Source organism: Streptomyces changchenzhani, from assembly GCF_039766235.1.
GTDB lineage: Bacteria > Actinomycetota > Actinomycetes > Streptomycetales > Streptomycetaceae > Streptomyces.
In genome coordinates this window covers 12838-32948 of record NZ_JBDHNH010000001.1, presented here as the reverse complement: position 1 = coordinate 32948, position 20111 = coordinate 12838, and the positions used below count along the sequence as shown (strand labels likewise).

General features: G+C 64.7%; 14 protein-coding genes, 1 tRNA gene and 1 pseudogene. 11 read left to right on the top strand and 5 right to left on the bottom strand.

The genetic code is table 11. The features are described 5' to 3' along the window. Positions 1 to 24: 24 nt before the first annotated feature. Positions 25 to 219: a hypothetical protein gene (locus ABCR94_RS00155; RefSeq protein WP_347116877.1), complete on the bottom strand. Its 195-nt coding sequence runs from the start codon at positions 217 to 219 to the stop codon at positions 25 to 27. A 748-nt stretch (positions 220 to 967) separates the two neighbouring features. Here ABCR94_RS00155 and ABCR94_RS00150 point away from each other — a divergent pair. Next, complete coding sequence (locus tag ABCR94_RS00150) at positions 968 to 1498, top strand: helix-turn-helix domain-containing protein (protein ID WP_347116876.1); 531 nt, start codon at positions 968 to 970, stop codon at positions 1496 to 1498. On the opposite strand, the gene ABCR94_RS00145 is transcribed toward ABCR94_RS00150, so the two are convergent. Together ABCR94_RS00145 and ABCR94_RS00140 are read right to left on the bottom strand one after the other, a co-directional pair. Beyond that, positions 1499 to 2365 carry an IS3 family transposase gene (locus ABCR94_RS00145; protein WP_347118397.1) on the bottom strand — a complete coding sequence of 289 codons (867 nt, stop codon included), beginning with the start codon at positions 2363 to 2365 and terminating at the stop codon, positions 1499 to 1501. It abuts the gene before it with no gap. Between the two features lie 50 nt (positions 2366 to 2415). Next, complete coding sequence (locus ABCR94_RS00140; RefSeq protein WP_347116874.1) at positions 2416 to 2745, bottom strand: transposase; 330 nt, start codon at positions 2743 to 2745, stop codon at positions 2416 to 2418. Positions 2746 to 2800: 55 nt separating this feature from the next. Between ABCR94_RS00140 and ABCR94_RS00135 the strand changes: the two genes are divergently transcribed. The 6 genes from ABCR94_RS00135 (at position 2801) to ABCR94_RS00110 (ending at position 8608) form a co-directional block, all read left to right on the top strand. Beyond that, positions 2801 to 3808 carry an NsdA family TPR-like regulatory protein gene (locus tag ABCR94_RS00135; protein ID WP_347116873.1) on the top strand — a complete coding sequence of 336 codons (1008 nt, stop codon included), beginning with the start codon at positions 2801 to 2803 and terminating at the stop codon, positions 3806 to 3808. Between the two features lie 10 nt (positions 3809 to 3818). Further along, entirely contained in the window at positions 3819 to 4547 is a 729-nt protein-coding gene (locus ABCR94_RS00130; RefSeq protein ID WP_347116872.1) for an HAD family hydrolase, read from the top strand. A gap of 756 nt (positions 4548 to 5303) precedes the next feature. Further along, positions 5304 to 5627 carry a hypothetical protein gene (locus ABCR94_RS00125; protein ID WP_347116871.1) on the top strand — a complete coding sequence of 108 codons (324 nt, stop codon included), beginning with the start codon at positions 5304 to 5306 and terminating at the stop codon, positions 5625 to 5627. Between the two features lie 4 nt (positions 5628 to 5631). Next, positions 5632 to 6933 (top strand): radical SAM protein, encoded by a 1302-nt coding sequence (locus ABCR94_RS00120; RefSeq protein WP_347116870.1) that lies wholly within the window; start codon positions 5632 to 5634, stop codon positions 6931 to 6933. After that, entirely contained in the window at positions 6930 to 7805 is an 876-nt protein-coding gene (locus ABCR94_RS00115) for a radical SAM protein (protein ID WP_347116869.1), read from the top strand. Before ABCR94_RS00120 ends, ABCR94_RS00115 begins: the two co-directional genes overlap by 4 nt. 17 nt (positions 7806 to 7822) lie before the next feature. Further along, positions 7823 to 8608 (top strand): hypothetical protein, encoded by a 786-nt coding sequence (locus ABCR94_RS00110; RefSeq protein WP_347116867.1) that lies wholly within the window; start codon positions 7823 to 7825, stop codon positions 8606 to 8608. A gap of 141 nt (positions 8609 to 8749) precedes the next feature. Here ABCR94_RS00110 and aspS read toward each other — a convergent pair whose 3' ends face one another. Together aspS and ABCR94_RS00100 are read right to left on the bottom strand one after the other, a co-directional pair. Then, positions 8750 to 10072 (bottom strand): aspartate--tRNA(Asn) ligase, encoded by a 1323-nt coding sequence (gene aspS / locus ABCR94_RS00105; protein WP_347116866.1) that lies wholly within the window; start codon positions 10070 to 10072, stop codon positions 8750 to 8752. A gap of 579 nt (positions 10073 to 10651) precedes the next feature. Further along, a tRNA-Trp gene (locus ABCR94_RS00100) sits at positions 10652 to 10727 on the bottom strand. Between the two features lie 487 nt (positions 10728 to 11214). On the opposite strand from ABCR94_RS00100, the gene ABCR94_RS00095 reads away from it, so the two are divergent. The 4 genes and pseudogenes from ABCR94_RS00095 to ABCR94_RS00080 all read left to right on the top strand — a co-directional run bounded on the left by ABCR94_RS00095 (position 11215) and on the right by ABCR94_RS00080 (position 20011). Then, positions 11215 to 13389 (top strand): N-6 DNA methylase, encoded by a 2175-nt coding sequence (locus ABCR94_RS00095; RefSeq protein WP_347116865.1) that lies wholly within the window; start codon positions 11215 to 11217, stop codon positions 13387 to 13389. Between the two features lie 75 nt (positions 13390 to 13464). Further along, positions 13465 to 15548 (top strand): annotated as a pseudogene (locus tag ABCR94_RS00090) (type I restriction-modification system subunit M). After that, positions 15548 to 16792 carry a restriction endonuclease subunit S gene (locus ABCR94_RS00085; RefSeq protein WP_347116864.1) on the top strand — a complete coding sequence of 415 codons (1245 nt, stop codon included), beginning with the start codon at positions 15548 to 15550 and terminating at the stop codon, positions 16790 to 16792. The pseudogene ABCR94_RS00090 and the gene ABCR94_RS00085 overlap by 1 nt, the downstream one beginning before the upstream one ends. 3 nt (positions 16793 to 16795) lie before the next feature. Continuing rightward, positions 16796 to 20011: a type I restriction endonuclease subunit R gene (locus ABCR94_RS00080; protein ID WP_347116863.1), complete on the top strand. Its 3216-nt coding sequence runs from the start codon at positions 16796 to 16798 to the stop codon at positions 20009 to 20011. Positions 20012 to 20111 lie beyond the last annotated feature (100 nt).

Sequence of the window (20111 nt, the reverse complement as noted above, 5' to 3'; positions counted from 1 at the left end):
GCGTCCCTGCGCCCGGCGGCCGGTCTAGAAGTTGATCCCGCCGATCATCCGGACCACTCCGGTCGTGGCCTCACGGATCGTCGGAGCGATCGAGGAGCTGGCCAGGTGGAAACCCAGAAGGGTGCAGACAACCGCGTGGCCCGCCTTGAGTCCGCCGCTGCGCATGAACACGACGGTGAGGATGGCCAGCACGACGACGGCGGAGACGCTAACGGCCACGTGGCACCTCCCACCCGCTATCGGGTGTTGAGCGGGCCAGGGTGATGCGGTGCTGGAGTTCGCTGCTGTTCGTATAGGGGCGCACGGCTTCATGGGGGATCAGCCAGATACGACAGCAGGCGTAGCGAGCCGGTTCCCGCTCTGGGGCTGAGCAGGACAACGTGCCGGGCCGGCAAAGTGTCTGTGGTGCATGCCAGCGGTACACGGCACCCGGCTCCACCGGAATGTGCATGAGCAGGTGGGTCAAGCAGACGAGGACAGGCCCCACGAGAAGGTTCTGCGTGCGGACATCCTCCACCGCCCGCAGGCCGATGCGCATACCGGTCTGCACCACATCGATGGGGGAACTGAGCACCGGCGGCGGAGGCGGATGCTCCACCAGTTGCACCCTCCAAGGCAGCTCAGTCTGCAGCGCGGACGACAACGTTGGCTCCGGTGTGAGAGGACAGTGGAGAGAATCCGGCGCATCCCGTCGGGCCACAGCAAAGGAGGCATGCTGACGACCAGATGGCAGAGCGTGCCTGGCCTCAACTCGGCTAGGAGTGGCAATCACCGGGATCTCCTGTACGTCTGGACGTACGGTCTGAGCAGCCCGACCGGTCAACTTCCAACAGCCGGATGCTGGCTGACCACCAACACTGTTCGTCGAAAGACGGCTACGCACATTCCGAGGGTGATATCACTTTGGTGATCCCGGTTCCAGGAACGGCCGTTGAGGCCGCGCACGTTCTCTCAGGGAGGCGACGGGGTGGCAAAGCAGACAGTGCGACAGTGTCCTGAATGCGGCTGCGGTCTGAGCCGGTACAACACGGAATCACTGTGCGCAGGCTGCGCCCGCTCCCAGGGCGCGACAGAGCGCGAGTGCCCGGCAGTTCCCGACAGGGTGTGGCAAGATCCAGAAGTCCGTGAAGCCTTATCCGCTTGGGACTTCGGGCAGGTCAGCCGCCTTCTCCGGCAACGCAGTTCCCTCCGGCAAGATGACATGGCCCAGCTGACCGGCCTGAGTCAGGCGTTCCTGTCGATGCTTGAGTCCGGGGCGCGGAGACTCACCAACATCGACAAGATCATCGAGTTCCTGACCGGCCTCGGCACCCCTGCTGAACTGGTCCCTCTTCCGCTCCCAAGGAAGTCTGCCCGCCCGGCCGGACGGGAGCCGTCCAACCCGTTCATCGGCGAACTAGACCCGTCATTGCCCTGGACTGCGAGCCGTATGGTGGCGGCACTGAACAACGCGGCAGGAGGTGGCTCTGAGGTTCCCCCGGTGTGCGGGAGGTGCTGATCAGCTGGTCAGGATGGGTTGACGTGGTTTCAGGTTCGCTTGTTCGGTCGTCGCCTGGTTGGCGTAGTGCTTCTCCTCGAACTCGATGGGACTGAGGTAGCCGAGGCGTTTCTGGATGCGTCGGCTGTTGTAGAAGCCGTCGATGTACTCGAACAGCGCGAGGTTGGCCTCGGCCCGGGTGACGAAGACGCGTCCGCGCACGCACTCGGTCTTGATCAGCATCCACAGATTCTCCGCGAGGGCGTTGTCGTAGCTGTCGCCCACGGACCCCATCGACCCCTCAATACCCGCACGTACCAGCCGTGTTGTGAGCTTGATGGACGTGTATTGACAGCCGTGGTCGGCGTGATGGATCAAGGTGCCGGGCACGGGCTCGCGGCTGGCCAGGGCGTACTCGAGGCAGGACAGGACCAGGTCGGCGTCCGCGCGGGCGGAGGTCTCCCAGGCCACCACCCGGCGGGAGAAGGCGTCGCGGATCGCGGAGAGCCACAGCGGTCCCTCACCCGTGGGGATCATGGTGAGGTCGGTGACCCACAGCCGGTTCGGCACGGGAGCGGTGAAGTCCCGCTGCACCAGGTCCGGGGCGAGCGTGGCCGTCGGGTCGCGGCGGGTGAAGCCCTTGCCCGTGCGGCGTGGGCTGAGGCCCGCCAGATCGGCCTCGCGCATCAATCGCTCGACCCGCTTGCGGCCGATGGCCACGCCCTCGCGCTTGAGCACGGCATGCACGCGGGGCGAGCCGTAGATCCCGCCGGAGTCGGCATGGATCTCCTCGATCTTGGTCGTCAACTCCGCGTCACGGCGGCGGCGTTCACACGGCTCCTTCTCCTGCCGGCGCCAGCGGTAGTAGGTGGACGAGGGGACGTGCAGTTCCCGGAGTACGGGCTCGACACCGAGGTCACTGCGTTCGCTGAGGAACGTCAGTACCTGCGCCGGGTCGTGTCGAGTTCCTGGGCGAAAAAAGCCGAGGCCGTGCGCAGGATCTCGTTCGCCCGGCGCAGTTCCTTCACCTCCCGCCGCAGCTGGCCCAGCTCGTCCTTCTCCTCGGTGGTCAGCCGGTCGTCGCGCTCGCCGCGGTCGGCCTCGGCCTGGCGGATCCAGCCGCGCAGTGCCTCCGGGTGGACCCCCAGCTCAATGGCCAGGCGCTTGATCTGGGGCTTCGGCTCGGCGGTGCGATACATCCGCACCGCACGCTCACGCAACTCCAGCGGATATTTCCTCGGAGCGGCCATGGTCAGAGTTCCTCTCATGAGAACCATCTGACCCGCTGTCATCGCCCTCCGCATCTCGGGGGAACCTCACTCTGTGGAGCGCCGAAAGTTCCTCACCGTGAGCGGCTTTGCCCTGACAGCATTCGTGCACCACTGGGGCACGGAAGAAGCCGAGCCGCTCAAGCGTGCCACGGACGGCAGTAGAATCTCAGACTCCCTGCTGGACAAACTGCAGGGAACCACGGATGAGCTCCGGGTCATGGATGCAAGTGCCGGGAGCGGCACGCTCACCCAGTTGGGCAAGGCCCATCTCGAACTGCTCAAGCTCATCATCAACGAGTCCTCTTACGACGAGGCCACCGGACGCTCCCTCGCAGCGATCATCGCTGACACCGCCACGCAGACCGGCTGGTTTGCCTTCGACTCGGGTCAGCATGACGTCGCTCAGGGGTACTTCCTCGCAGCTGCCCGTGCCGCGAAGTCCTCAGGCGACATACGCCTGGGAGCTGGCGCGCTCTCGTACATAGCGATTCACGGCTACTCCACCGGCGCGCCGCGGGATGCCGTCAATGCAGCGCGAGCGGCCAGAGAGAGAGTCAAGGGGATCAACGCACCCTCCCTGGAGGCCATGCTCCTCACCCGCCAGGCTCGCGGTCACGCCAAGCTAGGAGAACGGCAGGCCGCGCTCGCAGCTCTGGGCCAAGCAGCCGAACTGTGCTCCGCGGGACGCTCCGAGAACGACCCGCCATGGCTGTACTGGATCAACGAAGGAGAGATCCACGGGCAGGCCGGCAGCTGTCACCTCGACCTCGGAGATCCCCAGCGCGCCGTAGACAGCCTCGCCCGGGCCCGGGAGGCGCTCAATCCCACAGACCTCCGAACCCGGGGCCTGATTCTCACCCGCGCAGCAAGGGCCCAGATCCGGAGCGGCGATGCGGAAGCTGGCGTCGCCACCGCAAACGCAGCGATCGACCTGGCCCAACATCTCAACTCCGCCCGCCTGACCGATCATGTCCACGACGTGATAGACGAACTCACCCCGATCAGCCACACCCCGTACGCTCGGGACCTGCTTGAGCGGGCCGCCATCGTGACGGGATGAGGAGCAGAACGTGACTAAAGCCGCGCCAATCCTGGTGCTCTGGGACATCGACCGCACACTTCTGTACGTCGGTGACATCGACCGACAGGTCTACCGGGAGACCTTCGCCGAAGTAGTCGGGCGCCCGGCTGATCGTCTACCTGCGCGCGGAACCGGGGTGACGATGCCGCTCGCGATCCGCGGGCTGCTCGTGGACAACGGTGTTCCGGAAAGTGACGTGCCGGAGCTCTTGCCGCTCATGGTCGAGTTGCTTCCGAAGCAACTAGCCAGTCACTCGGAGGCGCTCCGACGCGAGGGCGTACTCATGCCGGGCGCCGTCACAGCACTGCGCGCCGTCCACGACGATCCGGGACTGGTCCCGACCGTCGTCACCGGCAATCTGAAAGCAAACGCCCTCCTGAAGCTCGACGCTTTCAACCTCAGCCGATTCGTGGACACCGAGATCGGCGGCTACGCCTCCGATAACGACCACCGGCCGTCGCTCGTCGCCGTCGCCCAGAAACGCGCTCAGATCAAGCACGGCACCACATTCACCCGCGCCAATACCGTGATCATCGGCGATTCCCTCGAGGATGTCCGAACCGGACTCGAAGGCGGCGCGCCAGTCCTCGGCGTCCCCTCCGGCAAGACCTCTGCGGAAGCCCTCATAGGAGCGGGGGCCAACACCGTCCTCGACAGCCTGGAAGACATCCAGCAGCTGATGGACGCCATCGCGTCCGTCAATTCTTCGCACAGGTGACTCGAGCCGAGGCGGTAGAGCCGACGCTCGATCCTCAGTGTCGCGGTACGGAGCGCACCTCAACGGCTGGGAACAGGGCAGGCTATGACCTGGCCAGGTATTCGGTTGCTTCAGGAGGGGTCCACGTCGCCATGGTGAGTTCGCGAACACCAGGCACCGGCTGCGACCGTTGACCGGATACGAAGAATCACCCCCACTTCAGATGCTGGCCCTTGACCAGTAGTCCTTGGGCATCTCGCCCGGCCAGCCAGCGGGGCACACGAACTGAAGTGAACCGGATCTTGTAGCGGCCCTGAGCTCAGTCAGGCCTTCCTGTCGATGCTGGAGTCAGGAGCCCGGAGGCTCGCCAACATCAACAAGATCATCATGATGCTCGATGGCCTTGATGCGCCGGCCGAACTCACGGGCCCCATGCTCCGGTCTTCGATGAACTCTGACTCGCAGCATGACGCGAATCCAGGCCCATTCGGCCGCCCGTCTCTGCTGGAATGACGTCGAGGCGCTGCGTGCCGAGGGCGTGCTGGCGTCGTGGCCAACTGAGAATCGCCTGCTCAACGGCCAGGCGAGGCGCTGCCGCGAGCCATATCACTACGGAGATATTACTCGCGGAATGTGCGCTCTCGCTCACTTCTCGGCAGTCTCATGGCCTGACCCGCGAACCTTGCGGGCTTGCACAGCATCACGTCACAGGTGGGGAACATCCAGCGACAGGAGATGAGTGCTATGCCAACACCGCGCCGCACCAAGGGAGATCACATGCTCCACGCGGACGTTGTGGACTCGAAAACGAAGGCCGGAGTGTGGATGGGCGAACAGGACGCCTTCAAGACCAACCAGGCCAACATCGTCGAAGCCCTCAAGGACAGCACGGACTGGGTGCCGATCGAAGGTGCCGTCATGATCGTCAGCACGACTCCCGCGGGCATCACGATCGTCGCCCCGAACCCGACGCTGCCCGGGATGATCGTCCTCGCCGACGGCGGGTCCCCTCAGGCGTCAGAGGTCCTGCGGGCCAAGGGAGAGGAACTCGTCCGCAAGTCGATGGCTGGCCTCGGGATCGCCGAAGTGGAAGCTGCCTAGGACGATGACTTCTCCCCAGCTTCTGTGGGGGAGGTACGTTCAGTTCGACCGGGACGGCGAGGCTGCTCTCCTCGACCCGGTCACTCTGAACAGCGTGTACCTCGACCGCGGGGAGGTCACCGACCTCTCTGCGGTTCCCCCGACCGCCACCCACACCGCTCTCGCGGAGCTCGGCTTCGCCCCCGACGGCCCCAGGACCGACGGGCGCGCAGCACTCCGAAACCACCTCGCACGGCTCGGATTAGGCGCAACCCCATTACGAATCAGCGGACTTCGTGTGGTGCTCACCGACAAGTGCAACATGAGCTGCGACTACTGCTTCGTCCAGACGAACACCGGCAAGGCCGACATGACCGAGGCCGAACTCGAAGCCGGACTGTCCTACCTGTTCGAGACGAATGCTGGCGAAGACGAAGTCTCCATCCAATGGTTCGGCGGCGAGCCGACGATCCGCTTCGACCTCATGCAGTACGGCGACCGGCTCGCCGACCGCCTCGCCGCACAGCACGGCGTGAAGCGCATTCGCCGTACCGTCGTCACCAATGGCGCTCGCCTCACCGACGACATGATCGACCACTTCGCCCGCCACCAGTACGGCGTCGGAGTCTCCATTGACGGCCCACCGGCCATCAACGCCGAAAACCGTACGCTCCTCGGCGGCCAGCCGGCCGACGACCGGATCCGCCGCAACGTCCAGCGGCTCCTGGCCGCTGACGGGGTCCACGTGGGATGCAACCTCACTCCGACCTCCGCAAACATCGGTCGCCTCGCTGAGATGGTCACCTGGATCATCGACGACCTCGGGCTGACATTCATCTACACCAACACCCCCATCCCCACCGGCGGACGCTGGAGGGTCGACGGGGCCGAACTGGCGCGGGAGCTGTACAAGGCCCGCATGGTGGCGCTCGGCCGCGGCGCAATGATGTTCTCGGTCCTGGACCGCGCCTTCCAAGCCCTTGACCGGCGCCACCCCATGCTCTTCGACCACATGCAGAGCGACCGGACCCTCAATGTCGCCCTGCTACCCGGCAACCGCATCAGCCTCTGCGACATCAACTTCGATGAACCTGCCTTCCTCCACACCATCGACGAACTTCGCGCCGATCCCAGCCTGCTGGGCGGCATCGCGAAGACCATCGCACCGATCGCCGACTGCGGCACTTGCCCGGCCCTCGCGATCTGCGGCGGCCCCTCCCGCAACGAACAACTTCTCATCGGCGGCACCACCCCTGATCCGCAGATGTGCGCCTTCTACCAAGGCACCGTGGAGGTCGCCGTCTGGGACAGCACGGGGGTCCAATGACCACACCCTTCAGTGCACCCCACCGCTTCAAGGAAGCCCTCGTCAGTACCGCTGGCCACTGCAAGATCGCCTGCGGTTTCTGCCTGCGCCCCGACCGCGAAGCCGGATTCGTCGATATCCCCACTTACACGCGGACCTTGTCCCGCTTGAAAGAGGTCGGTGTCGAAGGGATTTGCCTCACCGGCGGGGAACCCGCCCACCACCCGCAACTGCGCGATCTCGTGCGCCTAGCCCATCAGTTCGGCATCGCCGTGTCCGTGGTGACCTCCGCCCGCACCGAAGCGGACGTCACCACGCTCGCCGCAGTCGGACACCTGCTGACGAACCTCACCGTCTCCGCGGATTCCGAGGGTGCGATGAAGCTCGGACGCACCACTCGTTCCGTCAAGAGCGGCCTTGCCACCCTGGAAGCCGTCCCCGCCCCAGTGAAGGTGCTGCACCTGACCTACTGGGACGTGGAAGAAGCCGAGGGTCGCAGCATGTACGAGCAAATCCGAGACGCCAACATCGATCTGCAATTCAGCCCCGTCATGCTCGACAGCGCCGACCAGCGCGATGCCGGGCTCCACCTGGGCGACTACCTCCAGCAGCAGCGCAGCGACGCAGAAACGCTCGCTTGCTATTTCCAACTCAGCCCCCGCTTCCAGAAGCACCTCGCGGCCCTACGCACCATGCTCCTTCAGCCGAGACGCGCACTGTGCCGATCCACGGTGCTGTACGTATCGGCAGACGGCAGACTCCGCCGCTGTCCGTACGGCACAACCGGCGTCACCGTTCAGGCGCCCCGGTCCACCATCCGCGCGTACCTGGAGGCGAGCCCGGAAGACGAGGTCACCCCAGACTGCGCAGCGATCTGCCGTACCGACCGCTGAAACCCGAGGGGACGTCGATGCCCGACACCATCGCGACGCCGGACGAGTTCACCGAACGCTGGGTGGCGCCGCCCAACTTCCGGATCAGCCCGGACTTTGGGCTATTCCAGTTCGAACTCCCGCCGGCCCTGGAAGTCCTCGATGCCATCCGGCAGGATGACGAAGTACGCGTAACGATTCTCGGAGACCTCGACCCGGATCTTCGCAGCGCCAGAACTAGAGCCTTCCGACACGCCCCGGTCGAGGACATCGCCGCGTGGCCGTTCCGGCTCGTGCACTTCCACCTCGCTCGCCTCTACGACGGGCCACTGCGCGGTTTCCACGAACAGGTCATGATCCCGTGGCGCACCTTTCTGTCCGCCCACGGCTTCACATGGCACCGCTGCGCGCCGGCCCTGTTCATCTCAGGGCCAGGCGGCAGCTCTACCTACCACTCGGACCAGTCGCATGGTCTGGTTTGGCAGGTGGAAGGAGTGAAGACCTTCCACAGTTACCTCGACCCGGACCAGGTGCTCTCCGCCGAGGCGGCCATCAAGGGGGAGACCACCGCGGAGATCCCACCGCTCCATGACGCTGCAACGGTCCAATCCGTACGCATGGAGCCGGGCGACCTGCTGTGGAGCCACATCCTCACGCCCCACTGGGTCACCAGCGAGTCGGCCCTGAGCATGAGCATCAACCTCTCCCACGGCGGCCTGTGCCACCACGGGCACTACGCGGACCGTGAGGTCACCGTCCGCGAGCACTGGGACAACAACCCTGATCAGGCATGGCTCACCGACGTGCGGAACACCCGGTACTGATCGGTAGCCAAGAGAATCCCCTGACCTGGCAGGATTTCGAGTTGTTCGTGAAGGCCCAACAGGGTCTGACCAGTACCGATCCGAGTGGTGCCGCAGGTCTCACTGCGGCACCACCAAAATCAAACCGGGTCACGAACCTCGTTACGGGGTAAGTCGGTTCGGCCCGCGGAACAAGAACGTGGCCTCGCGGATCGAGTCCAGCCCGAGCATCACCATCAGCACCCGGCCAAGCCCCATACCCAGGCCGCCGTGCGGCGGGCAGCCGTACCGGAATGCGTTGAGGTAGTCCTGCAAAGGCTCGGTGCTCATGCCCTTCTCTGCGGCCTGCTTCAGCAGCACGTCATACCGGTGCTCGCGCTGTGCGCCGGTGGTGATCTCCAGGCCCTTCCACAGCAGATCGAAGCTCAGCGTCAGGTCCGGCCGGTCCACCGGGCGCATGTGGTAGAAGGGCCGGATGCTCGTCGGGTAATGGGTGATGAACACGAACTCGTGCCCGGTCTGTTCCTTGATGTACGCGGCGATGCCCCGCTCACCCTCCGGGTCGAGGTCCTCCTTCGCCCCCTCGGGGTCCCAACCCCTGGCACGCAGGACCTCCTGCGCCTCGGCCATCGTGATCCGCGGGAACGGTGTGGGCGGCACTACGACCTCGACACCGAGCAACTCCTGGATGGCTTCGCCGTGCTGGCCGGCGACCTTCTCGATGGCGTACGCGAGCATCTGCTCCTCGAAGACCATCACGTCCTCGACATCGGTGATCCACGCCAGCTCCACGTCGACCCCAGTGAACTCCGTGGCGTGCCGGGACGTGAACGACGGCTCCGCACGGAAGACGGGGCCGATCTCGAAGACCCGGTCGATGCCCGCGGCGATCGCCATCTGCTTGAAGAACTGCGGCGACTGCGCCAGATAGGCGGAGCGGTCGAAGTAGCCGAGCTTGAAGACCTCCGCACCGGACTCCGAGGCAGTGCCCATCAGCTTCGGGGTGTGCATCTCCGTGCACCCCTGCGCATACGCATACTCGCGCATCCCCTGCTCAAGAGTGGTCTGCACGGCGAACAACAGTTGTGCGGCCGGGCGGCGGCGTACATCGAGGAAGCGCCAGTCCAGGCGCTGCTCCAGGCCGGTGTGCTCGTCGATGGGAAGCGGCGTCTCGGCCCGGTTCAGGACCTCGATCGACTCCGGAATGATCTCCAGGCCGCCGAGCTTCACGATGGGGTTGTCGACCACACGGCCGATAATCCGGACCGCGGACTCGGTGCTCAGGCGCTCCAACTCGGCTTCGAGACCGTCGTCGGCGCCGCCGCGCTTGTGGGTCACTTGGGCTGTGCCGGTGTGGTCCCGTACCAGAGCGAACTGCATCTTGCGTTGCAGGCGGAGAGTGTTCACCCAGCCTGAGACCGAAACGGTTTGGCCCACGTGTTCTCGCAGGTCAGCGACCAGTACGCGGGTAGTCGTGTGGATCATCGCAGCCCTCCAGGGGCGTCGTCATGATCCCTTGGGAGCGTGGGCGAGAAGGGTACTCGCGGTGCCACCACGCCTGCGCCGCCACTAGACAGCGGCGGCCTCATTCGTGCCCGATGACGAGGGCTAGCCGGCGGGGCATGAGACCCCGAGGGGTCGTTTCTCCCCGCGCTCAGGAGGGTCTTCACCAAGGGCGCGAGACTGCCTTCCCAGCTACCGGCAGCTCTCTCTGCTCACGTGACCCGCGGCTACTCGTCTCCATCAACGCGTTGCAATCGAGGATATGGCGACGGTCTTGACTCTGGCAACGGTATTGGGCCACAGCGGCCGAGCTTCACTCATATCGGCGATCGCTCTCGGACACGCACCAGCACTTTCACGCGCCAAGCCCACCGGAGGCACTTCCTTTTATGGCCGAAAACGCCATCTGAAGTTCCCCCCCCTGAACGTGGACAGCGGGTGGTTACGCTGCGGGGGGTCAGATCTGGTTGCAGCAGGCTCCACGTTTCGAGTGGGGTGAGGTACCCGAACTCGGGGTGCTTCCCTGGCACCAGCACGCGGACTGGGCCAAGCCGGAGGATCTGGCAGGGGCGACAGGATTGAACCTGCGACATGCGGGTTTGGAGTCCGCTGCTCTGGCCAGCTGAGCTACACCCCTTCGGTGGTGTCACGATCGCATCGCCAGCGTGCAGGCTGCCACCCGTTTTCCCGCTGCCCGCCTCCGCATTGCAGGCAGGCAAGGGCGAGAGCCGACAGATGGGCTGCGCGCATTACGGTCCCAGCCGGTCACGAGGCTGCGCTAGGGGGTGAACCGGAGTGGGTAATCCTCAGCTTCGACGCCGTCAGTGGCGGACGCATGCCCGCCGGTCCCTGGCCGCTCAACGAGCTGACCGCAGCCTTGAGTGCCTATGCGGCTGCTGCTGAGGCGATCGTGACCCCCTTGAGTAGCTGCTACAGCTTGGGCTCGATGGGGGCACCCTGGCGTGCGTAAGGCATAGAGGTGGCCAGTAGGGGTGGACACCACCGGCCACCTGAAAGCACAACCAAGGTAGTGAAAGCGCCGTCAAATGTCACAATGGGCTCGGTGATGTGTGTACAGTAGTGGCAGCTCGACAGTCCGCCTCCGCGACCGACAGGAAGCTTGAATGCCGCAGAAGCCCGAAGCGGCGACTCTAGTGACCGCCGCCGAGATCTCGCGTTACGCGGGTGTCACACGCGCCACGGTTAGCAACTGGCGTCGTCGGCACGCGGACTTCCCGGCGCCCGTAGGGGGCACTGAAGCCAGCCCCCAGTACGACCTTCAGGCCGTGGAACGCTGGCTGGCGGACCGTGGTCAGCTTCCGGCCGTCTCACCCGTGGACGACCTCAGGTCGCAATTGCGCAGACCCCCGGGCGGCAGTTCCATGGGAGAGCGCCTGGCCCCCGTGGTGCTCGTTCTCGTGCGCCTGGAAGCGCAGGGACGTAGGGAGTTGCTCGACCTGCCGGATGCCGGTCTATCCGAGCGCGTCGCTGAGTCGGTTCGTACCTGCGGCGACGATGTACCAGGCGGAACGGGCCTGGAGTACTTCAGAGCAGAGGACGCACCCGTGCTGCGCGCACTGACCCGCTGCGTCCAGGAGAGCGGAGCGTCGGCCGCACTCGACGCACTGGCGGAGCAGTCCCACGGCGACAGCCGGGTGCGGGGTGTGTACACGACCCCAGCCTCGGTGATCGAACTCATGGTGGATCTGGTGGGCCAGGCTGACGCATTCCCGGGCAGTGTTCTGGACCCCGCGTGTGGAGCCGGTGGTTTCCTCGTGGCTGCGGCCGCGCGCGGAGCCAGCGCCCTGTATGGGCAAGACGTACTCGCGGCACAGGCTGGGCAGGCCGCAGTACGGCTCGGCGTCCTTGCCCAGAAGGCATCGACACAGGTCAAGGCCAGCGACAGCCTGCGGCATGACGCATTTCCGGACCTTGAGGCCGAAGCGGTCCTGTGCAACCCGCCGTACGCCGACCGGGACTGGGGCCACGACGAACTCGCATACGACTCACGCTGGGAATACGGAGTCCCCCCGAAGGGCGAGTCCGAGCTCGCCTGGGTCCAGCACTGTCTTGCTCACCTGGCGCCGGGAGCCTTCGCGATCCTCGTCCTCCCGCCAGGGACCGCCGAGCGTGCCTCCGGACGCCGCATCCGTGCCGAACTCGTACGACGTGGAGCGGTCCGGGCGGTCATAGCACTTCCCGCTGGTGCAGCCCAACCACTCCACATCGGATTGCATCTGTGGCTGCTCCAGCGTCCGGTTCAAGGGAAACCGGGATGCCAGTCGGTGCTGTTCCTCGACGCCGTACCTCTCGGTGCTGGAGCGGCCACAGTGACGGCAGGCTCCCGAACCGACAGCAGAGGTAACAGAGAGATCGGCTGGGCGGACTTGCGTAAGGCCGTCGTAGACCGCTGGCGAGATTTCAGTGCCTCTCCGGACTCGTATCAGGCCGAGCCGGGCATCGCACACGCAACTCCCGCCATTAAGCTCCTGGACGATGTCACCGACCTCACCCCGGCACGTCATACCAGGGCCACCACGGTCGCGGTCGCCCCCCAGGAGTTCGCCAGGCAGGTGCACCGGTCACAGATCGATCTGACCCTGGCTGTCGATGCGCTAAGAGAGCGCGGCCAAGTCGAGGATTGGCCCCCAGCCGGACCCGAGCCGCGCATCTGGCGTACCGCCACGGTTGCCGACCTTGCCCGAGGCGCCGCGCTCACTGTGCACCGTGCCAGTCCTGTCACGCGAACGACGCGGAGGCGCGAGGACGTACGCCGACATGATCAAGACAGCGAACGTGGCGTACTGACCACCTCCGATGTCACCAGTGGGCTGCCCGCATCAGGCCGACTCGACGAGAACCGGAGCAGCAAGCCTCTCGAAATCTACCAAGACGACGTCGTGCTACCGGAGTTGCTGCACAACGCGAACAGCAGCGTGCGGGTGGCCGACAACCAGGACGCGGGAAGCCTCCTCGGCCCGAACCTGTGGCTGTTCCGCCCCGATCCGGAGCGCCTGGACCCATGGTTCCTGGCCGGCTTCCTTTCAGCCGAGGAGAACGTCCACAGTGTCGCGATGGGCAGCACGATCATGCGTATCGACGCACGTCGACTGCGGGTCCCACTGCTGCCGCTGAATGAACAGCGGCAGTACGGTGCGGCCTTTCGGCGACTCCTTGACCTTCAAGCGGTGGCGATCGAGACCATGCGGCTCGCCGCCGAGACGACACGGCAGCTTGGCGCCGGCCTCACCAGCGGGGCGCTCCTGCCACCCGCGGTCGACGGCACGTCAACTACCTGACTGCTGACACGACATGACTTTTCCCGCGAGACTTCAACCGCCGCCTGCTTCTGGCGGCCCAGTGGAAGGAACCCGTTGAACAACAGCAAGCACACGGAGCTGGCGAGCCACATCTGGTCCGTGGCTGATCTCTTGCGAGGCGACTACAAGCAGTCGGAGTACGGCAAGGTCATTCTGCCGTTCACGGTGCTGCGCCGCCTGGAGTGCGTTCTGGAGCCCACCAAGGACAAGGTGGTCGCGCAGGCCGCAGCCCTTGAAGGCCAGGAGGAGATTGAGGCCGACCGCTGGCTGCGCCGCGCGTCGGGCCACGCCTTCCACAGCACCAGCACTTACACGCTGAAGAAGATCACGGACGACGCGGGCCACGCTGCCGAGCATCTGATCGAGTACGTCGGTTCGTTCTCGCCCAATGCCCGGGAGGTCTTGGAGAAGTACGAGTTCGTCCGGCAGATCAAGAAGCTCGACGACGCGGGCCTGCTGTACCAGGTAGTGGGACGCTTCGCGGACTTGGACCTGCGGCCCGTTGAGCGCAACGAGGGGGGCGAGGTCATCCTCGGTGAGAAGGGGCAGCCCAAGGTGGTGGTCTCCAACCACCAGATGGGCTACATCTTCGAGGAACTCATCCGCCGCTTCGCCGAGCAGTCCAACGAGACAGCCGGTGAGCACTTCACCCCGCGCGAAGTCATCGAGCTGATGGTGAATCTGCTCATCGCCCCGGACGAAGACGCCCTTACCTTGCCCGGCGCGGTACGTACTGTCCTCGACCCGGCCTGTGGTACGGGCGGCATGCTCACCGCCGCCGAGGAGCATATCCGTGCCTTCAACCCGGATGCCACGGTCAAGGTATACGGACAGGAGCTCAATCCCGAGTCCTGGGCGATTTGCCGCTCCGACCTGATGATCAAGGGTCAGGACCCCGACAATATTAAGTACGGCAACTCCTTCAACGACGACGGCCATAAGAAGGCGAAGTTCGACTACCTCCTTGCCAATCCGCCCTTCGGTGTGGAGTGGAAGAAGGTTAAGGACGATGTCGAGGACGAGTATGAGACGCTCGGCGACAGCGGCCGCTTCGGCGCCGGCCTGCCGCGCATCAACGACGGTTCGCTGCTGTTCCTGCAGCACATGCTCTCCAAGCGGCAGCCCGCAGAATGGATCCCGCCGCAAGGCCCGGACGAGCCGGGCCGATGGAAGGGCGGCAGTCGTATCGCCATCGTCTTCAACGGCTCCCCGCTATTCACGGGAGCTGCCGAGTCTGGCGAGTCCCGCATTCGGCAGTGGATCCTGGAGAACGACTGGCTGGAAGCCGTGGTCGCTTTGCCGGACCAGCTCTTCTACAACACCGGCATCTCCACGTACTTCTGGATCCTGACCAACCGCAAGAGCAAGGGGCACCAGGGCAAGGTTGTCCTTCTCGACGCGCGTGAGCACTTCGTCAAGATCCGGAAGTCGCTCGGTGACAAGCGAAAGAAGATCGACGATGGCCAGATCAAAGAGCTAACCCGTTTGTACGGAGAGGCCCTGGATGTCGTCACCGCCCCGGAACACCCCCTGCACAGCAAGGTCAAGGTCTTCAAGAACGAAGACTTCGGCTACCACCGCTTCACAGTTGAACGTCCGCTCAAGCTCCGCTTCGAGGCGACGGAAGCGACGCTGTTGACGCTTGCCGCGTCCAAGCCGGTCCAGAACCTGGACGGGGCCGCGGAGTTCATTGAGGCGCTGAAGCCGCTGATTGGCCAGCAGTGGCCGACAAAGATGGAGGCGTGGGTTGCTCTGAAGGACGCCGTGGTCGCGGCGGGGTTGACCTGGCCCACGGGGGCGCCGTTCAACAAGGCGCTGCGGGAGGCTGTCGGTGTTCGGGACCCAGAGGGCGAGGCTCAGATCCTGAAGGGCGGAGCGGTCGAGCCGGATCCCGACCTGCGAGAGTACGAGAACGTGCCTCTGGAGGAGGATGTTGAGGAGTACCTCAAGCTCGAGCTGCTGCCGCATGTGCCGGACGCGTGGATCGACCACGATAAGACCAAGGTGGGCTACGAGATCCCGCTCACACGGCACTTCTACCAATACAAGCCACCTCACCGAGGCCGTTGGCGGAGATTGGCGTGGAGCTGAAGGCTCTGGAGGCGGAAATTCAGGCGCTGCTCAGCGAGGCGATCTAGTGACGACCGGATTTGAGTCCATTCCGGCTGGCTGGAAGATGTCCCGACTCGACAGAGTGGCTACCGTAAACGCCCGAATCGGCTGGAAGGCGCTCACGGCTGCGGAGTACCAGCCTGAGGGGTACGCATTCCTGGCTACGCCAAATATCAAGAATCCAGAAATCGACTACAGCAACGTAAACTTCATCTCCGAGTTCCGGTACCAGGAATCTCCGGAACTCCAACTCTCCGAAGGGGATGTTCTTCTAACGAAGGATGGATTTACGATCGGAACGGTTAACATCGTCCGACGCCTCCCTCGTCCCGCTACCGTAAATGGCTCGATCGCTGTGCTGCGATCCTTTGGGATTCACCCAAGGTTTCTATACTACGTGATCGCTAGTAGTGTAACCCAAGAGCACATCTGGACTGTCAAAGACGGCATGGATGTCCTGCACCTATTTCAGCGGGACATGAAGAAATTCCCAATTCCGCTACCGCCTCTCCAGGAGCAGCGCCAAATCGCCGACTATCTCGACGCCGAAGTCGGCAAAATAAATTCCTTGATGTCAAAGAAGCTTGAGATTCTCTCCCTTCTTGAGGAAAGAATTGACAGTCGCATCCTCGGACACATCGGAGCTAGCCGGCTCGTCAATCCTGATTCCGGCCTGCCGGTGCTACCCATCCGCAGGATGTTGTCCAAAATGCGCCGACCGCCACTGGCCGGTGGAGAAGTGATTACCGCATTCAGGGATGGCCAGGTAACGGCGCGATCCCTTCGGCGTCCTGACGGCTACACGCTCTCGTCGACCACAGAAGCGCAGGGGCAGCACGTAGCAGCGGGTGATGTGGTCATCCACGGTCTTGACGGCTTCGCTGGTGCGATCGGTGCATCTGAGGTGCCCGGAAATTGCAGTCCGGTGTACCACGCCTGTATCCCTCGCAATGGCGGCGATTCTCTCTTCTTCGGAAGGCTCTTGCGAGTACTTGCAGTCTCCGGATATTTGGGGCTCTTCGCCATTAGTACACGGGAGCGTGCGGTCGACTTCCGTAACTGGGATCTCTTCGGCAGGATCCCAATCCCCAATGTCCCCTTGCAGGAGCAAAAGGAAATCGGGGCATGGATCAGTTCGGTCCGGCCACTCCGTGTCACGGTAGGGCGGGCAAATGCCCTTGCAAGGGAACACCGCCAGGCCCTGATTACGGCCGCCGTGACCGGCCAGTTCGACGTATCTACCACCAGCGGACGAGGAATTGAGGAGTAACTCATGAGCCCCATCCACCACGAGTCCGCCTTCGGTGACGCCATAGTTGCCGCGATGCGCAAGCACGGCTGGGCCGAAGCCGCCCCTGCCGACTACCGGCCCGCGCTTGGCTTAGACACCAACCAGCTGTTCAGCTTCATCGGCGCCACCCAGCCCGCCGAATGGAGCGAACTGCTCGGCTTCTACGGCGGTGACCCGAGCGCCGCCCAACGTGGTTTTGCCAAGCGGCTCGACCAGGCGATCGCCAACGCCGACGGCGGAATCCTCGAAGTCCTGCGCAAGGGCGTCAAGGACCACGGTGTTCGTATCCGGCTGGCGTACTTCAAGCCGTCGCTCGTCGAGTCCGAGGCGATCCTCGCCAACTACCGTTGCAACCGCCTCACTGTCGTCCGGGAGTTGGAGTACGCCACCAAGCAAGCCGACTGTGGTAATCGGCTTGACCTCACCCTCTTCCTCAACGGAATCCCTGTCGCCACCGCCGAATTGAAGAACCCGCTCACCGGGCAGAGTGTGGAGCAGGCCAAGACGCAGTACCGCACCTCCCGTGACCCGAGCGAGCTGATCTTCACTCGGCGTGTGGTTGCCAACTTCGCGGTTGACCCGGACTTGGTCTTCGTAGCGACCCAGCTGCGTGGTGAGAAGACCAGGTTCCTACCATTCAATACCGGCTCCGAAGGTCCCGGAAGGCCCGGCGGCTCCGGGAATCCGTCCGCGTCCACTCCCGGCACGTATGCGACCTCGTACCTCTGGGAGCAGGTCTGGCAGCGAGACAACTGGCTGGACCTGCTGGAGCGTTACGTCCATCTCCACACGGAGAAGAAAGTCGAGGGGAAGGCGAAGAAGTCGCTGATCTTCCCTCGCTTCCACCAGTGGCACGCCGTGCGTGAGCTCACCACGCACGCTGCCCGCCATGGGGCCGGTCACAACTACCTGGTCATGGCCTCGGCCGGCTCGGGCAAGTCGAACACCATTGCCTGGCTCGCCCACAGACTATCGTCCCTGCACACCCTTACAGAGTCGGCCGCTCTTGACCCGGACGCGGTGGAGAGGGGCCTGCAGCCGGGTAAGCCCGTCTTTGACAAGGTCGTCATCATCACCGACCGCACCGTTCTGGACCGTCAGCTCCAGGACACGGTGGGCAGCTTCGAGCAGACCGCCGGGCTGGTCGTGAAGGTGGGCCGGGAGGGCGGGTCGAAGTCCGAGCAGCTCGCCCGGGCGCTGTCCCGGGAGACCGGGAAGATCGTCATCGTGACGCTGCAGACATTCCCCGCGCTCGTCGACTATCTGCAGCGCACGCCGACTGAGATCAAGGGCAGCCGGTTCGCGATCGTCATCGACGAGGCGCACTCTTCGCAGTCCGGCGATGCGGCCACCGCCGTGCGCAAGACGCTGCGCGACCTCGGCCTGGACTCGGACTCCGAGGACGAGGGCGCCACCGAGGTCGTGGCGGAGGCCGCGGGGGAGACGGAGGCTGTGGCCGGTACCGACGCCCGGCTGAAGAAGAACGCCGGGGACCGGGGCCAGAGCGCGAACCTCTCCTACTTCGCGTTCACCGCGACGCCCAAGTCGAAGACGCTGGAGCTGTTCGGCACGCTCGCCCAGGTCGACGGCAAGGCCACCTACCGGCCGTTCCACACCTATTCCATGCGGCAGGCGATCGAGGAGGGCTTCATCCTCGACCCGCTGAAGAACTACGTCACCTACAACACGTACTGGAAGCTGGTCAACAAGGACCCGGACGACCACGAGGTTGACCCGTCGAAGGCGAACGCACTGCTCGCCCGTTATGCCCTCACCCACGAGTCGACCGCCGCCCAGCACGCGCAGGTGATCGTCGAGCACTTTAAGGCCCACACCTCGGGTCGGCTCGGTGGGCGGGCGAAGGCCATGGTGGTCACCGCCTCCCGACACAGCGCGGTGCAGATGGCGCGCTCGATCATGCAGTACATCGGCGACCGGGGCTATCACGGCATCGGGGTGCTGGTGGCGTTCTCCGGGACCCTCACCTACGACGGTGAGGAGACGACCGAGCCGAAGGAGAATGGTGGACTCGCGGAGAGCGCGCTGCCGAAGGCGTTCGCGTACACCCGGGCCACTGACAAGTCCATTAAGAGCGGCGGTACAGGCAAGCCCGAGTACCGGATTCTTGTGGTGGCGGAGAAGTACCAGACTGGGTTCGACCAGCCGCTGTTGACGACGATGTACGTCAACAAGACGCTGGGCGGCGTCTCTGCGGTGCAGACCCTCTCGCGGCTGAACCGGACGGCCGACCGCAAGTCCCAGGGCGACCTGGCGGTTCTTGACTTTGTCAACGACGCCGAGGACATCCAGGACTCGTTTCGCCCGTACTTCGAAGAAGCGATGACGCTTCCTAGCGACCCTAACCTGCTGTACACCGCGCAGGGCAAGGTCATGGCGGCGCCGATCCTCGTCGACGCGGAGATGCAGGCGTTCGCCGAGGCATTCCTGGCCGCCCAGGAACAGGCGGCCGGCAATGCGGTCAAGTGGGAGAAGCTGCACGCCGAGCTCTACCGGCTCACTGATCCGGCCCGGGACCGTTTCGCTGTGTTCCTGGATGGCGAGGACGAGGACGGCCAAGAAGTGGCGGAGGACTTCCGGGCGAACCTTAATGGCTATATCCGCATGTACGGGTTCCTCGCGCAGATCGTGCCGTATAGCGATGCCGACCTCGAACGGCTCTACCTCTTCGGCCACCACCTCCTCAACCGGCTGCCGCGGCTCCAGGACGGCGGAGTGGACATAGGCCAGGTCGACCTCACCCACCTAAAGGTGGAAGAGGCCGGCGAGTACGACGTGAGCCTGGCCTCCGAGGGCCCGGCCCTGATGAAGGGCATCGGCGATGGTTCCGGCGGCGCGAAGGAGCAGGAGCAGTCCTTTCTCTCGGCGCTGATCGAGCGGTTCAACGACAAGTTCGGCACCGGGCTTACTGAGCAGGACGTGCTCCCGGCATTCGAGGAGACCGTTGCTGATCAGCGGGTGCGCCAGGCTGCTGTGGCCAACGACTCGGAGGAAGCCTTCGGGCATGTCTTCGAGCCCGTCTTTGAGGAGAAGATGATGGACCACGTCACTCTCACCGCGGACGTCGGGCGGCAGTACTTCGGCCCGCAGCCGGACTTCCGCAGCTCCCTCAACCGCAGTGCCCGCAGCGCAGCATGGCGGATGATCCGGCGCGACGAGGGTCTCGACGCCGTGTACTGACCGTGGATACACGCGGTGCGCCGGGCTTGGCCTTGGATCGAAGGATCCCGGCCAGGTCCGGCGATGGCCTGGACGACCGATCACCACTGTCGACACACTG